The 14,450-nt window shown below is 66.7% G+C and carries 10 protein-coding genes; 9 read left to right on the forward strand and 1 reads right to left on the reverse strand.

The genetic code is table 11. The features are described 5' to 3' along the window. Positions 1-128: 128 nt before the first annotated feature. The 6 genes from triA to ACM0M4_RS00990 all read left to right on the forward strand — a co-directional run bounded on the left by triA (position 129) and on the right by ACM0M4_RS00990 (position 8,750). On the forward strand, positions 129-1,280 hold the full coding sequence (gene triA / locus ACM0M4_RS00965) for a triclosan efflux RND transporter adaptor protein TriA (RefSeq protein WP_024946948.1): 1,152 nt from the start codon (positions 129-131) through the stop codon (positions 1,278-1,280). Continuing rightward, positions 1,277-2,347, forward strand: coding sequence for a triclosan efflux RND transporter adaptor protein TriB (gene triB / locus ACM0M4_RS00970; RefSeq protein WP_003083872.1), 1,071 nt, complete (start codon positions 1,277-1,279; stop codon positions 2,345-2,347). Before triA ends, triB begins: the two co-directional genes overlap by 4 nt. Further along, positions 2,344-5,391: a triclosan efflux RND transporter permease subunit TriC gene (gene triC, locus ACM0M4_RS00975; RefSeq protein WP_054375684.1), complete on the forward strand. Its 3,048-nt coding sequence runs from the start codon at positions 2,344-2,346 to the stop codon at positions 5,389-5,391. Before triB ends, triC begins: the two co-directional genes overlap by 4 nt. Before the next feature lie 198 nt (positions 5,392-5,589). After that, a complete protein-coding gene (locus ACM0M4_RS00980) occupies positions 5,590-6,528 on the forward strand; it encodes a LysR family transcriptional regulator (RefSeq protein ID WP_003118585.1) in 939 nt (312 codons plus the stop codon). Between the two features lie 115 nt (positions 6,529-6,643). Further along, complete coding sequence (locus ACM0M4_RS00985; protein ID WP_003083879.1) at positions 6,644-6,829, forward strand: hypothetical protein; 186 nt, start codon at positions 6,644-6,646, stop codon at positions 6,827-6,829. Positions 6,830-7,415: 586 nt separating this feature from the next. Next, entirely contained in the window at positions 7,416-8,750 is a 1,335-nt protein-coding gene (locus ACM0M4_RS00990; RefSeq protein ID WP_043089550.1) for an OprD family porin, read from the forward strand. Positions 8,751-8,778: 28 nt separating this feature from the next. Here the strand turns inward: ACM0M4_RS00990 and ACM0M4_RS00995 are convergent, their stop codons facing one another. Then, positions 8,779-9,576 carry an AraC family transcriptional regulator gene (locus tag ACM0M4_RS00995; RefSeq protein WP_003083886.1) on the reverse strand — a complete coding sequence of 266 codons (798 nt, stop codon included), beginning with the start codon at positions 9,574-9,576 and terminating at the stop codon, positions 8,779-8,781. A 77-nt stretch (positions 9,577-9,653) separates the two neighbouring features. Here ACM0M4_RS00995 and ACM0M4_RS01000 point away from each other — a divergent pair, with 77 nt between their 5' ends. From ACM0M4_RS01000 to ACM0M4_RS01010, 3 genes are all read left to right on the forward strand, one after another. After that, a complete protein-coding gene (locus ACM0M4_RS01000) occupies positions 9,654-11,270 on the forward strand; it encodes a gamma-glutamyltransferase family protein (RefSeq protein ID WP_003102206.1) in 1,617 nt (538 codons plus the stop codon). 671 nt (positions 11,271-11,941) lie between these two features. Continuing rightward, a complete protein-coding gene (locus tag ACM0M4_RS01005; RefSeq protein WP_003102209.1) occupies positions 11,942-12,778 on the forward strand; it encodes an outer membrane protein OmpK in 837 nt (278 codons plus the stop codon). Positions 12,779-13,019: 241 nt separating this feature from the next. Next, a complete protein-coding gene (locus ACM0M4_RS01010; protein WP_003102211.1) occupies positions 13,020-14,426 on the forward strand; it encodes a uracil-xanthine permease family protein in 1,407 nt (468 codons plus the stop codon). Positions 14,427-14,450: the final 24 nt, after the last annotated feature.

The following is a 14,450-nucleotide window of genomic DNA, read 5'->3' on the forward strand; positions in this document are numbered from 1 at the left end:
GTTTGGAAAAGGAACCCCCGCTTCCATCTGATAGTCGCAATCCTTGGGGACGCGGCTAGAATCCCTGCCAATTCTGGGAGTTTCCGGCCGTATCGGCCGGTATCTGTATGGATCGCGAAGGGGAAGGCATGTCAGACGCCAGAGGCGCTTTTCATTCCAAAGGTCGCTGGTCGCGGATGGCGCTGCCCGCCATCCTGTGCGCCAGCCTGCTTGTCGGTTGCGGCGCTGAGCCGCCCGCCGAGGAACACGTCCGTGTGCTGGCGCAGACGGTGAAGATGGCCGAGTTCGCCTCGGCCACCTCGATCACCGGCGACATCCAGGCACGGGTACAGGCCGACCAGTCGTTCCGTGTCGGCGGCAAGATCGTCGAGCGCCTGGTCGATGTCGGCGACCACGTCGCGGCTGGCCAGGTGCTGGCGCGGCTCGACCCGCAGGACCAGCGCAGCAACGTGGAGAACGCCCAGGCGGCGGTCGCCGCGCAGCAGGCGCAGTCGAAGCTCGCCGACCTCAACTACCAGCGGCAGAAGGCGCTGCTGCCCAAGGGCTACACCAGCCAGAGCGAGTACGACCAGGCGCTGGCCTCGGTGCGCAGCGCGCAGAGTTCGCTGAAGGCCGCCCAGGCGCAGTTGGCCAACGCCCGCGACCTGCTTTCCTATACCGAGCTGCGTGCCTCCGACGCCGGGGTCATCACCGCCCGCCAGGCCGAGGTCGGCCAGGTGGTGCAGGCCACCGTGCCGATCTTCACCCTGGCCCGCGACGGCGAGCGCGACGCGGTGTTCAACGTCTACGAGTCGTTGTTCAGCCACGATGTCGACGGCCAGCGGATCACCGTCAGCCTGCTCGGCAAGCCGGAAGTCACCGCCAGCGGCAAGGTCCGCGAGATCACTCCGACGGTGGACGAGCGCAGCGGTACGCTGAAGGTCAAGGTCGGCCTCGACTCGGTGCCGGCGGAAATGAGCCTCGGCAGCGTGGTCAACGCCAGCGTCGCCGCGCCGGCCGAGCACAGCGTGGTGCTGCCCTGGTCGGCGCTGTCCAAGGTCGGCGAGCAGCCGGCGGTCTGGTTGCTCGACCAGCAAGGCAAGGCGCGTCTGCAACCGGTGCGGGTGGCACGCTACGCCAGCGAGAAGGTGGTCATCGACGGTGGCCTGGAGGCGGGCCAGACGGTGGTCACGGTGGGCGGCCAACTGCTCCATCCGGGTCAGGTGGTCGAGGTGGCCCAGCCGCCGCAGCCGACCCAGAGCACCGCCAGCCGCGACGCCGTGGGCGGAGGCCAGCCATGAAGCCGTTTTCCCTCGCCGGCCTGTTCGGCTTCGCCCTGCTCCTCTCCGGCTGCGGCGACGAGCCGCCGCCGGCACCGCCGCGGCCGGTGCTGACGGTGACCGTGAAGACCCTGAAGAACGACGACCTCGGTCGCTTCGCCGGGAGCATCCAGGCGCGCTACGAGAGCGTGCTCGGCTTCCGCACCAACGGACGGATCGCCTCGCGCCTGTTCGACGTCGGTGACTTCGTCGGCAAGGGCGCGCTGCTGGCGACCCTCGACCCCACCGACCAGCAGAACCAGTTGCGCGCCAGCCAGGGCGACCTGGCCAGCGCCGAGGCACAGTTGATCGACGCCCAGGCCAATGCCCGGCGCCAGGAAGAACTGTTCGCCCGCAGCGTCACCGCCCAGGCGCGCCTGGACGATGCGCGGACCCGCCTGAAGACCAGCCAGGCCAGCTTCGACCAGGCCAAAGCGGCGGTGCAGCAGGCCAGGGACCAGCTTTCCTACACGCGCCTGGTGACCGATTTCGACGGCGTCATCACCACCTGGCACGCCGAGGCCGGGCAAGTGGTCAGCGCCGGCCAGGCGGTGGTCACCCTGGCCCGGCCCGAAGTGCGCGAGGCGGTCTTCGACCTGCCCACCGAGGTCGCCGAGAGCCTGCCGGCCGACGCGCGCTTCCTGGTCAGCGCCCAGCTCGACCCGCAGGCCAGGACCACCGGCAGCATCCGCGAGCTGGGTCCGCAGGCCGACGCCTCGACCCGCACCCGTCGCGTGCGCCTGAGCCTGGCGCAGACGCCGGAGGCGTTTCGCCTCGGTTCGACCATCCAGGTCCAGCTGAGCAGCGCCGGTAGCGTGCGCAGCGTGCTGCCGGCCAGCGTGCTGCTGGAGCGCGACGGCAAGACCCAGGTCTGGGTCGTCGATGGGAAACAGTCCAGCGTGGCCCTGCGCGAGGTACAGGTGCTCAGCCGCGACGAACGCCAGGTGGTGATCGGACAGGGCCTGGCCGACGGCGACCGGGTGGTCCGCGCCGGAGTCAACAGCCTCAAGCCCGGCCAGAAGATCAAACTCGACGAGGATGCGCGATGAAGGGCGGTTTCAACCTGTCGGACTGGGCCCTGCGCCACCAGTCCCTGGTCTGGTACCTGATGGCGGTATCGCTGGTGATGGGCGTGTTCTCCTACCTCAACCTGGGGCGCGAGGAGGATCCCTCGTTCGCCATCAAGACCATGGTCATCCAGACCCGCTGGCCGGGCGCCACGGTGGACGACACCCTGGAGCAGGTCACCGACCGCATCGAGAAGAAGCTCGAGGAGCTGGACTCGCTGGATTACGTGAAGAGCTACACGCGACCCGGCGAATCGACGGTCTTCGTCTACCTCAAGGACACCACCAAGGCCGGCGACATCCCGGATATCTGGTACCAGGTGCGCAAGAAGATATCCGACATCCAGGGCGAATTCCCCCAAGGCATCCAGGGACCGGGTTTCAACGACGAGTTCGGCGACGTGTTCGGCAGCGTCTACGCCTTCACCGCCGATGGCCTGGACTTCCGCCAGCTGCGCGACTACGTGGAGAAGGTGCGCCTGGACATCCGCTCGGTGAAAGACCTGGGCAAGGTGCAGATGATCGGTGCGCAGAACGAGGTCATCTACCTCAACTTCTCTACCCGCAAGCTGGCCGCCCTCGGTCTCGACCAGCGCCAGGTCGTGCAGAGCCTGCAGGCGCAGAACGCGGTGACCCCGTCGGGCGTGGTCGAGGCCGGCCCCGAGCGCATCTCGGTGCGCACCTCCGGCAACTTCCGTTCGGAAAAGGACCTGCAGGCGGTCAACCTGCGGGTCAACGATCGTTTCTACCGGCTGTCCGACCTGGCCAGCATCAGCCGCGATTTCGTCGACCCGCCGACCTCGCTGTTCCGCTACAAGGGCGAGCCGGCCATCGGCCTGGCGGTGGCGATGAAGGAGGGCGGCAATATCCTCGAGTTCGGCGAGGCGCTCAATGCGCGCATGCAGGAGATCACCGGCGAACTGCCGGTTGGTGTCGGCGTGCACCAGGTGTCGAACCAGGCCCAGGTGGTGAAGAAGGCGGTCGGCGGTTTCACCCGGGCGCTGTTCGAGGCGGTGGTGATCGTCCTCATCGTCAGCTTCGTCAGCCTCGGCCTGCGCGCCGGGCTGGTGGTGGCCTGCTCGATCCCGCTGGTGCTGGCGATGGTCTTCGTGTTCATGGAATACACCGACATCACCATGCAGCGGGTTTCCCTCGGCGCGCTGATCATCGCCCTCGGCCTGCTGGTGGACGATGCCATGATCACCGTGGAGATGATGATCACGCGCCTCGAACTGGGCGACTCGCTACACGACTCGGCGACCTACGCCTACACCTCGACGGCCTTCCCGATGCTCACCGGGACCCTGGTGACGGTGGCCGGCTTCGTACCCATCGGGCTCAACGCCAGCTCCGCTGGCGAGTACACCTTCACCCTGTTCGCAGTGATCGCCGTGGCGCTGCTGCTGTCGTGGATCGTCGCGGTGCTGTTCGCCCCGGTGATCGCCGTGCACATCCTGCCGAAGACTCTCAAGCACAAGTCGGAGCAGAAGAAGGGCCGCATCGCCGAGCGTTTCGACAGCCTGCTGCACCTGGCGATGCGCCGGCGCTGGACGACCATCTTCCTCACCGCGCTGCTGTTCGGCGTGTCGCTGTTCCTGATGAAGTTCGTCCAGCACCAGTTCTTCCCGTCTTCCGACCGTCCGGAACTGCTGGTCGACCTCAACCTGCCGCAAAACAGCAGCATCCACGAGACCAGGGCGGTGATGGACCGCCTGGAAGCGACGCTGAAGGACGACGAGGACATCGACCACTGGAGCGCCTATGTCGGCGAAGGCGCGATCCGCTTCTACCTGCCGCTGGACCAGCAGTTGCAGAACAACTTCTATGGCCAGCTGGTGATCGTCACCAAGGACCTGGAGGCCCGCGAGCGCGTCGCCGCACGCCTGCGCGATCGCTTGCGCAAGGACTACGTCGGCATCAGCACCTACGTGCAGCCGCTGGAGATGGGGCCGCCGGTGGGACGGCCGATCCAGTACCGGGTCAGCGGACCGCAGATCGACAAGGTCCGCGAGTACGCCATGGGCCTGGCCGGCGTGCTCGACGGCAACCCGAACATCGGCGATATCGTCTACGACTGGAACGAGCCCGGGAAGATGCTCAAGATCGATATCGCCCAGGACAAGGCGCGCCAGCTCGGGCTTTCCTCCGAGGACGTGGCGCAGATCATGAACAGCGTGGTGACCGGCAGCGCGGTGACCCAGGTGCGCGACGACATCTACCTGGTGAACGTCATCGGCCGCGCCGAGGATAGCGAGCGCGGCTCGCTGGAGACCCTGGAGAGCCTGCAGATCGTCACGCCCAGCGGCACCTCGATCCCGCTCAAGGCGTTCGCCAAGGTCAGCTACGAGCTGGAGCAGCCGCTGGTGTGGCGCCGCGACCGCAAGCCGACGATCACGGTGAAGGCGTCGCTGCGCGGCGAGATCCAGCCCACCGACCTGGTCGCCCGGCTGGCGCCGGAGGTCAAGCGCTTCGCCGACAGCCTGCCGGCGAACTACCGGATCGAAGTGGGCGGCACGGTGGAGGAGAGCGGCAAGGCCGAGGGCCCGATCGCCAAGGTGGTGCCGCTGATGCTGTTCCTCATGGCGACCTTCCTGATGATCCAGTTGCAGAGCGTGCAGAAGCTGTTCCTGGTGGCCAGCGTCGCGCCGCTGGGGCTGATCGGGGTGGTCGCGGCGTTGCTGCCGACCGGCACGCCGATGGGCTTCGTGGCGATCCTCGGGATTCTCGCGCTGATCGGCATCATCATCCGCAACTCGGTGATCCTGGTGACCCAGATCGATGCCTTCGAGAAAGACGGCAAGACGCCCTGGGAAGCCGTGCTGGAAGCCACCCACCACCGCACCCGGCCGATCCTGCTGACGGCGGCGGCGGCCAGCCTGGGGATGATCCCCATCGCCCGCGAAGTGTTCTGGGGGCCGATGGCCTATGCGATGATCGGCGGCATCGTCGCCGCCACGCTGCTCACGCTGATCTTCCTGCCGGCGCTGTACGTCGCCTGGTACCGGATTCCGGAACCGGGACGCTGAGCGCGGCGTAAGGGGAAGGGGGCGCCGCCGTAGCAGAGTCTGTGCGGGGGGAAGGAGAGCGGACGGCGGGTGGGCCATCCGCCCCGACGCCGGGCAGGGTATGCCCGGCGTTGCTACGGCGACGGCGGCCAGTATAGGCAGCCCGGCGCCAGGGAAAATCCGACCAATTTACGAATCTGTTTTGCAACCGAGGTAATAGTGGACACATTGCAAGGCATGCGCGTGTTCGCCAGGGTGGTGGACAGCGGCAGCTTCACTTCCGCCGCCCAGGCCCTGGACCTGTCCACCGCGCAGGTATCGCGGCTGATCTCCGACCTGGAGGCGCACCTGCAGACGCGCCTGCTGCACCGCACCACCCGGCGCCTGGCCCTGACCGAGGCCGGCGAGCGCTACCTGGAGCGGTGCCGCGGGATCCTCGAGGACATCGAGGTCGCCGAGGCCGAAGCCGCCGGCGCGCACATCCGCCCCTGCGGCCGCTTGCGCGTGCAGTCGCTGATGGGCATGGGCCAGCATCACCTGGTGCCGATGATCGCCCGCTACGGCGCACTGTTCCCCGACGTGGTGATCGAGCTGACCCTGTCCCAGCGCAACCCGGACATGCTCGAGGAAGGCCAGGACGTGCTGATCACCGGCGAGCGCCAGTTGCCCGACTCGGAGTTCGTCGCCCAGCGCCTGGGCAGCATCCACAGCGTGCTCTGCGCCAGTCCCGGCTACCTGCAGCAGCGCGGCGTGCCACGCTCGGTGGACGACCTGGAGCGCCACGTCTGCCTGCGCCTGCAGGACCCGGCCTACCCGGAGGGCTGGATCTTCGCCGACGAGCAGGGCGAGCGCACCGTCAGCCCGCAGAACACCTTCATGGTCAATGTCGCCGAGGTCATGGCCCAGGCGGCCAAGGCCGACCTCGGCATCGCCCTGCTGCCCAGCTACGTGGCGGCCGCGGCGCTGCGCAACGGCGAGCTGCTACGGGTGTTGCCCGGCCATGCCATGCACCAGCGGACCATCTATGCGCTGTATCCCTCGCGGCGTTACCTGGACGCGAAGATCCGCACCTGGGTCGATCTGTTGCAACAGGAACTTCCCCAGGCATTCGCCCGCGACGAAACTACCATGCAAAGTTCAAGTTACTGGGCACAGTGAAGGATTGTTGTTATTGAGGTAATACTCTCTCGTCTGTTTGGCTATTTTTCCGAGCATGGCGGTTAACTAATATGGCGCCTGTCCCAAGTGAACAGGGTGTCATCGGAGACCCGCCATGAATCGCCAGATCCTTGCTGCCGCCATACTCAGTTTGTTTTCCCTCGCATTTTCCCAGGCCGGTTTCGCCGAAGAGTCCTCGCTGATGACCAACCGCATGGTCGACGCCAACCAGCAGGCCATCGAGCACCAGCAGGAACTTTCCGCCTCCGCCGCGCAGGCCGGGGCCCGCAGCGACTCCTGATCTAGCGCATGGCGCCAGCCGCGCCATGGCTTCCCCCGGGTACTCGGGAAGCGTGAGCCTGGGTACCCTGTCCTTGCGCCGCATATGATATGCGGCGTTTTTTTTGCCTTCCTGACCGTTCGGACAATTCTTGCAGAATATGTAAAAGACTTTCGTTGGATATCGGGTTTTTCCGATAGTGGCAAAAAAATATAATCGCGCCAGCTCAATGGATAATTGTCGCTGGCTGTCGACGATATTCGTTCTGTCTTCATCGATCTCGCCATGCAAGAGCGGGACGTGGAAAGCCTAAAGCCTGATGAGTCGAAGAGACTTTCAATAGAAGAGTCCGACTGCGTTCCAGCCGGTTTCCAGTGTCCGGAAATACACTGGCAAGACTTCCCGACGCCGAACTTTGATTGCTCCTATTCGACGTCTTCTCAAGGCCGCTGATACCAGCGACCTTTTTTTTCGGGTTGCGCCCGGCTGGGCGCCCCATGGGAGCGATCGCCCGCGCGACGCCAGCAGAAGCGTCGCCGGGAACGACACCACAACACGCTTTCCGGCCTTGCCGGATTTCACCACGCTGTAAGAAGGAGCAACCGCAATGAGGAATCTGTTCGCCTTGACGCCGATGGCGCTGGCGCTGTGCACCGCGTCCGCCGCCTGGGCCGATGAGGGGGAAGCCAAAGAAGGCTTCATCGAAGGCTCCAGCCTCCAATTGCTGACCCGCAACTACTACTTCAACCATGACCGCCGGCACGCTTCCGGGCACGACAGCAAGGAATGGGCGCAAGGCTTCATCGCCACCTTTCAGTCCGGCTACACGCCCGGCGTGGTCGGCTTCGGCGTCGACGCCTACGGCATGCTCGGGCTGAAGCTCGACGGCGGCGGCGGTACCGGCGGCACCAGCATCCTGCCGATCACCGCGCCGAGCAAGGAAGGCTACGAATCCGGCAAGGCGCCCGATGAGTTCTCCAGTGGCGGGGCGGCGCTGAAGATCCGCGCCTTCGACACCGAGCTGAAGCTGGGCGACCAGTTCCTCAGCAACCCGGTGGTCGCCGGCGGCGAGTCGCGCATGCTGCCGCAGACCTTCCGCGGTGTGAGCCTGACCAACAACAGTTTCGAGGACCTGACCCTCACGGCTGGCCAGGTCAGTTTCACCAAGTACTACAACCAGAGTGGCCACCGTCGCCTCGGCTCGTACTACGGCGAACTGCCGGGCGACCGCGACAGCCATCATCTCAGCTGGCTGGGCGGCACCTGGGGCGGCATCGAGGGCTTCACCAGCAGCCTGTACGCCGCCGAACTGCAGAACGTCTGGAAGCAGTACTACGGCGACGTCGACTACACCTACGAGATCGACGACAACTGGTCGCTGAACCCCGGCGCGCACTACTACAAGACCGTCGACAGCGGCGACTCGTTGCTCGGCCGGATCGACAACAACACCTACAGCCTGCATTTCGCGGTCGGCTACAGGCAGCACACCGTCACCGCGGTGCTGCAGAAGGTCAACGGCAACACGCCGTTCGACTACATCAACCAGGGCGACAGCATCTTCCTCGACAACTCGCAGCAGTATTCCGACTTCAACGGTCCCAACGAGAAGTCCTGGAAGCTGCAATACGACTACGACTTCGTCGCCCTCGGCCTACCCGGCCTGAGCGCCTCGGCCTCGTACTCGCGCGGCAAGCTGGACCTGACCCGGGTCGATCCGGACAGCCCCGGCTACGGCGGCTGGTACAGCGCCGACGGCAAGAACGCCAAGCACTGGGAACGCGACCTCGACCTGCAGTACGTGGTCCAGGGCGGTCCGGCCAAGGACCTCTCGCTGCGCCTGCGCTGGGCCACCCACCGCGGCACCGGCGGCTACAGCGCGGTGGACAACGACATCGACGAATACCGGGTGATCGTCGACTATCCCATCGACGTGTTCTGAGCCGCGCGCGCTGGGCCCTTCGCCGGGCTCAGCGCTGGCGGAACAGTTCGCCGGGAGTGAAGCCGAAGAGTCCCTTGAAGGCGGCGATGTAGGCCGAGGTCGAGTCGTAGCCGCTGTCCAGGGCGGCGCCGGTGACGCTGTCGCCGGCCTCCAGCGCGTTGAGCGAGGCGAGCAGGCGCTGGCGTTGGCGCCAGAGCCGGTAGTTCATCCCGGTCTCGCGCTGGAACAGGCGCGACAGGGTCTTTTCCGAGGTGCCCAGGCGCTGCGCCCAGTCGCCCATGGTCAGGCTCTGGGTCGGTTCGTCGATCAGTGCCTGGCACAGCCGCAGCAGGCGCGGCTCGCGCGGCATCGGCAGGGAGAAGGCGACCTCCGGCAGCAGCCGCAACTGGTCCAGCAGCACCTGCACCAGCCGCGATTCGGCGCTGTCGCCCTCCGGGTAGTCCACCGGCAACTCGCAGAAACTCTTGATCAGCTCGCGCGCCAGCGGCGTCACCTCCAGCACCCGGCAGCGCGTCGGCGCCCAGGCGCAGGCGTCGCCACGGATGTACAGGCTGCGCATCTCGGCGCGGGTGGAGGTGACCACCTCGTGTTCCAGCTGCGCCGGAATCCAGATCGCCCGCTGCGGCGGGGCGAAGAAGCTGCCCTCGGCGGTATGTACGCCGAGCACGCCGCTGATGGCGTAGGAAAGCTGTACCCAGGCGTGCCGGTGGCGCGAGGTCCAGGAGCCGGCGCGCAGGCTTTCGGCGCGCGCGTAGACCGGCCGTGGCAGGCGGGCGAGGGTGGGAATCGGGCGGTGCAGTTCCGCAGGCTGTCCGTTCATCGTCATGACTTGGCGTCGTGTCGCTAGTCGGCAGAGTCTGGCAGGGCTAACCTGCCGCCTCAAGTTTCCCGGAGCCCACGCCGATGCTCGACTTCTCCGCCCACGCGCTTCCCTACGCCTCGCAACGTTCGCCGGTCCATGCCCGCCGCGGCATGGTCGCCACCTCGCAGCCGCAGGCGGCGCAGGTCGGGCTGGAGATATTGCGCCGTGGCGGCAATGCCATCGACGCGGCGATCGCCACCGCCGCCGCGCTGACGGTGGTCGAGCCGACCGGCTGCGGGATTGGCGGCGATGCCTTCGCCCTGGTCTGGACCCGCGGACGCCTGCACGGCCTGGACGCCAGCGGGCGCGCGCCGGGCCTGCTCGATCGCGAGCGGGTGCGCGCCGCCGGCCACGAGCGGATGCCGCTGTACGGCTGGACGCCGGTCACCGTGCCGGGCTGTCCGGCGGCCTGGGGCGAACTGTCGCGGCGCTTCGGCAAATTGCCGTTCGAACAACTGCTGCGGCCGGCGATCGAGCTGGCTCGCGATGGCTTTCCGGTCTCGCCGGTGATCGCCCGCCTGTGGCAGAGCGGCCTGGACAAGTTCCGCGCGGCGTTGCCGCAGCGGCCCGAGCTACGGGCCTGGTTCGACGAGTTCCTCATCGACGGCCGGGCGCCGCGCGCCGGCGAGGTGTTCCGCCAGCCGGGCCAGGCCGACACCCTGGACGAGCTGGCGCGCAGCCAGTGCGAAAGCTTCTATCGCGGCGAGCTGGCCAGGGCCATCGTCGGCCACGCCGAGCGCAGCGGCGGCTACCTGCGCGCGGAGGACCTGGCTGGCTACCAGGCGAAGTGGGTCGAACCGATCTCGCTGAACTACCGTGGCTATGACGTCTGGGAGATTCCGCCGAGCGGCCAGGGCCTGATCGCCCTGATGACCCTGAACATCCTCAAGGGCTTCGAATTCGGCGAGCGCGACTGCGCGCGGACCTGGCATCGCCAACTGGAGGCGATGAAGCTGGCGTACGTCGACGGGCTGCACTACATCAGCCAGCCGCAGTCGATGCGGGTCTCGGTCGAGGAACTGCTGCACGAGGACTACGCCGCCAGCCGCCGTGCGCTGATCGGCGAGCGCGCGCTCGATCCCAGCCCCGGCCAGCCGAGGCCGGGCGGCACGGTGTACCTGGCCTGTGGCGACGAGGAGGGCAACCTGGTCTCGTTCATCCAGAGCAACTACCACGGCTTCGGCTCCGGCGTGGTGGTGCCCGGCACCGGCATCGCCTTGCAGAACCGCGGCGCCGAGTTCAGCCTCGATCCGGACCACGTGAATTGCCTGGAGCCGGGCAAGCAGACCTTCCACACCATCATTCCCGGTTTCCTCAGCAAGGACGGCGTGCCGCTCGGCCCGTTCGGCGTGATGGGCGCCTATATGCAGCCGCAGGGCCACGTGCAGATGGTGATGAACCTGGTGGACTTCGGCCTCAACCCCCAGGCTGCCCTCGACGCGCCGCGCTGGCAGTGGCTGGGCGGGCTGCGCGTCGGCATCGAACATGCCGCGCCGCGCGCGCTGGCGGCGGAGCTGGCGCAGCGTGGGCACCAGGTGGAGATCGCCTACGACTCGACCAGCTACGGGCGCGGCCAGATCGTCCTGCGCGACCCGGCCAGCGGCGTGCTCTGTGGCGGCACCGAGCCGCGCACCGATTCGCAGATCGCGGTGTGGTGAGGGGACCCATGTGGGTGAGGCGGGGAGACCTGTCCGGCGGATAATGCCCAAGGCGTATCCACCCTGCGGATGACGAAGCAAGAAGACCCGGCAGGCATAGGCTGCCAGGCGACCCGTACTCGAGCGCGCTCCGCTACGCAACATCGAGAGCGCCTTCTGGATGTCATGCCACCGGAGTCTCCCAGGCCCTGGCGAATTTACGTCCGGGCGTCCTGAAACCCGACGAAAAACCCCATTCGGGGATGAATTCCGCCCGCCGTCTCTGGCATCATCCGCGCCGCTTCTCGCCCGAACGCCGGGGCGGTGATGTGTAGAAAGACCACGCACTGTTTTGTGTACAAAAGTCTGCTGATTCTTTTTGTCACAAATCGTTTTTGTGTATCCAGTTTTCTTCGCGCTGCCAACCCAAAGTCGAGCACGCCCCTCCCGACCACGCACCAGTGCAAGGCAAAAACTGTCCTTGGGGTCAGGTTTTTGCCGTCGTAGAGAGGTTGGAGGCATTTCGCCGCCTTTGTCCAAAACACTGAAAAAACAGGCGTTCCCTTCGCCGCAGGAAACCCGGCGAAGCGCCCGCGCCGTCTTGGCTTCGTTCTTGCTATCCATGGCGAGGCCTGACCGCTCGGACAGGTTCGCCCACTAGAAGAAAAGCTATTCACTCCAGGAGCGTTTCAATGAGCCGCACACTCGCCACCGTGATGCTAGCCGGGGGGCTACTGGCCGCAGGCCAGGCTGTCGCCGAAGACCATGACATGACGCCGACCCACGAGACCGACTCGGGGCCGCTGCTCTGGCACAACGAGAGCCTGACCTACCTCTACGGCAAGAACTTCAAGATCAACCCGCCGATCCAGCAGACCTTCACCCTGGAACATGCCAGCGGCTGGACCTGGGGCGACCTGTTCATCTTCTTCGACCAGATCAACTACAACGGCAAGGAAGACGCCAGCAACGGCAAGAACACCTACTACGGCGAGATCACTCCGCGCCTGAGCTTCGGCAAGCTCACCGGAGCGGACCTCTCCTTCGGCCCGGTGAAGGACGTGCTGCTGGCCGGCACCTACGAGTTCGGCGAAGGCGACACCGAGGCCTACCTGCTCGGCCCGGGCTTCGACCTGGCGATCCCCGGCTTCGACTACTTCCAGCTCAACTTCTACTACCGCAAGCCCGACGGCAACCGCGTGCGCGCCGGCGCCTGGCAGATCACCCCGGTGTGGTCCTACACCATTCCGGTGGGCAACTCCGACATCCTCATCGACGGCTACATGGACTGGGTGATCAACAACAAGAGCGCCAGCACCAGCCGCCGCAACCAGAGCGACTATCACGCCAACCTGCACTTCAACCCACAGGTCAAGTACGACCTGGGCAAGGCCCTCGGCTACGAGCCTAAGCACCTGTACGTGGGCCTGGAGTACGACTACTGGTCCGACAAGTACGGTGTGAAGGACTCGCAGTACTTCACCACCGACCAGAACACCGCAAGCTTCCTGGTCAAGTACCACTTCTGAGTCCGTCGTGCGGGGCTGCCGGCCGGGCCCCGCCAGCGCGCCCCGTCATTGCGCGCCGTGCATCGGCACGGTGCGCGACGGTCGCCTTCGTCGTCCTTGCGTTTGCCTCCCGTTGTTCGCTCGACCCACGCCGGGCGCGCCTTGCAGCCTGAGCGGCAGGAATAAGCTGATCACCTGGACAGCTTTTTGCAGAAGCCGTGCATCCTCCTCCTGTCCGAGGAGCGCCACTTGAGACGGCCCGATGCATAGCGAAGACCAGCGCCCCAACGACCTCATCTACGGCCTCGACGACCGGCCGCGCCCGCTTCCCGCCTTCCTTGCCGCGCTACAGCACGTGCTGGCCAGCTTCGTCGGTATCGTCACTCCGCCGCTGGTGATCGGCTCGCTGCTCGGCCTCGGCGAGCACCTGCCATACCTGATCAGCATGGCGCTGATGGTTTCCGGCGCCGGCACCCTGATCCAGGCGCGCCGGCCGTTCGGCATCGGCGCCGGGATGATCTGCCTGCAAGGCACCAGCTTCGCCTTCCTCGGCGCCGTGCTGGCCGCCGGGATGCTGGTGAAGCAGCGCGGCGGCGGTCCCGAGGAGATCCTCGCGATGATCTTCGGCGTGTGCTTCTTCGGCGCCTTCGTGCAGATCGTCCTCAGTCGGTTCCTCGGCCATCTTCGCCGGGTGATCACGCCGCTGGTCACCGGCATCGTCATCACCCTGATCGGCGTCAGCCTGATCAAGGTCGGCATCACCGACCTCGGCGGCGGAGCCGGGGCCACGGACTTCGGCGCACCGGCCAATCTCGCGCTGGGCGCGCTGGTGCTGCTGAGCATCGTCCTGCTGAACCGCTCGCGCCTGCCCTGGCTGCGCCTGGCCGCCATCGTCATCGGCCTGGCGCTGGGTACCCTGGCGGCCTGGGCGACCGGCCTGTTCGTTCCGCGGGCGTTGCCCGAGCTGCCGCTGGTCAGCCTGCCGCAGCCGTTCCGCTTCGGCTTCGCCTTCGACTGGATGGCCTTCCTGCCGGTGGCGCTGATCTACCTGATCAGCAGCATCGAGACGGTCGGCGACCTGACCGCCAACTGCATGCTCTCGCGGCAACCCCTGGAGGGGCCGGCGTACCTGCAGCGGTTGCGCGGCGGGGTGCTCGGCGACGGCGTCAGTTGCCTGCTGGCAGCCACCTTCAGCGCCTTCCCGAACACCACCTTCGCGCAGAACAACGGGGTGATCCAGCTCACCGGGGTGGCCAGCCGGCACGTCGGCATCTACATCGGCGGCGTGTTGCTGGCGCTCGGCCTGTTCCCCTGGGTCGGCGCGATCCTCCAGCAGATCCCCAAGCCGGTACTCGGCGGCGCCACCCTGGTGATGTTCGGCAGCGTCGCCGCCGCCGGCATCCGCATTCTCGGCCAGACCGCAATGGACCGCCGCAGCGTGCTGATCATTGCCGCCTCGTTCGGCGTCGGCCTCGGCGTGGCCGCGCAGCCGACCCTGCTCGACCAGATGCCGGCGGTGGTGAAGACCCTGTTCGACTCGGCGATCACCAGCGGCGGCATCACCGCCATCCTGCTCAACCTGCTGCTGCCCGAGGAGCGCGTTGCCGAAGCGGCGCAAGCCAGCGCGAAGGGCGGCGCCCTGGCGCGCTGGCGCAAGCCGCTGGGTTGATACGGGCGTTTGCAAATTTTTCCG

Origin of the sequence: Pseudomonas sp. 18-147, assembly GCF_051048045.1 — a bacterium.
In the GTDB taxonomy this organism is placed as follows: Bacteria; Pseudomonadota; Gammaproteobacteria; order Pseudomonadales; family Pseudomonadaceae; genus Pseudomonas; species Pseudomonas aeruginosa.

Coding starts and splice junctions, on each gene's coding strand:
- ACM0M4_RS00990 (WP_043089550.1), top strand. CDS start 7,416: ATGAGGAATCTGTTCGCCTTGACGCCGATGGCGCTGGCGCTGTGCACC.
- triB (WP_003083872.1), top strand. CDS start 1,277: ATGAAGCCGTTTTCCCTCGCCGGCCTGTTCGGCTTCGCCCTGCTCCTC.
- ACM0M4_RS01010 (WP_003102211.1), top strand. CDS start 13,020: ATGCATAGCGAAGACCAGCGCCCCAACGACCTCATCTACGGCCTCGAC.
- ACM0M4_RS01005 (WP_003102209.1), top strand. CDS start 11,942: ATGAGCCGCACACTCGCCACCGTGATGCTAGCCGGGGGGCTACTGGCC.
- triC (WP_054375684.1), top strand. CDS start 2,344: ATGAAGGGCGGTTTCAACCTGTCGGACTGGGCCCTGCGCCACCAGTCC.
- ACM0M4_RS00985 (WP_003083879.1), top strand. CDS start 6,644: ATGAATCGCCAGATCCTTGCTGCCGCCATACTCAGTTTGTTTTCCCTC.
- ACM0M4_RS01000 (WP_003102206.1), top strand. CDS start 9,654: ATGCTCGACTTCTCCGCCCACGCGCTTCCCTACGCCTCGCAACGTTCG.
- ACM0M4_RS00995 (WP_003083886.1), bottom strand. CDS start 9,576: ATGACGATGAACGGACAGCCTGCGGAACTGCACCGCCCGATTCCCACC.
- triA (WP_024946948.1), top strand. CDS start 129: ATGTCAGACGCCAGAGGCGCTTTTCATTCCAAAGGTCGCTGGTCGCGG.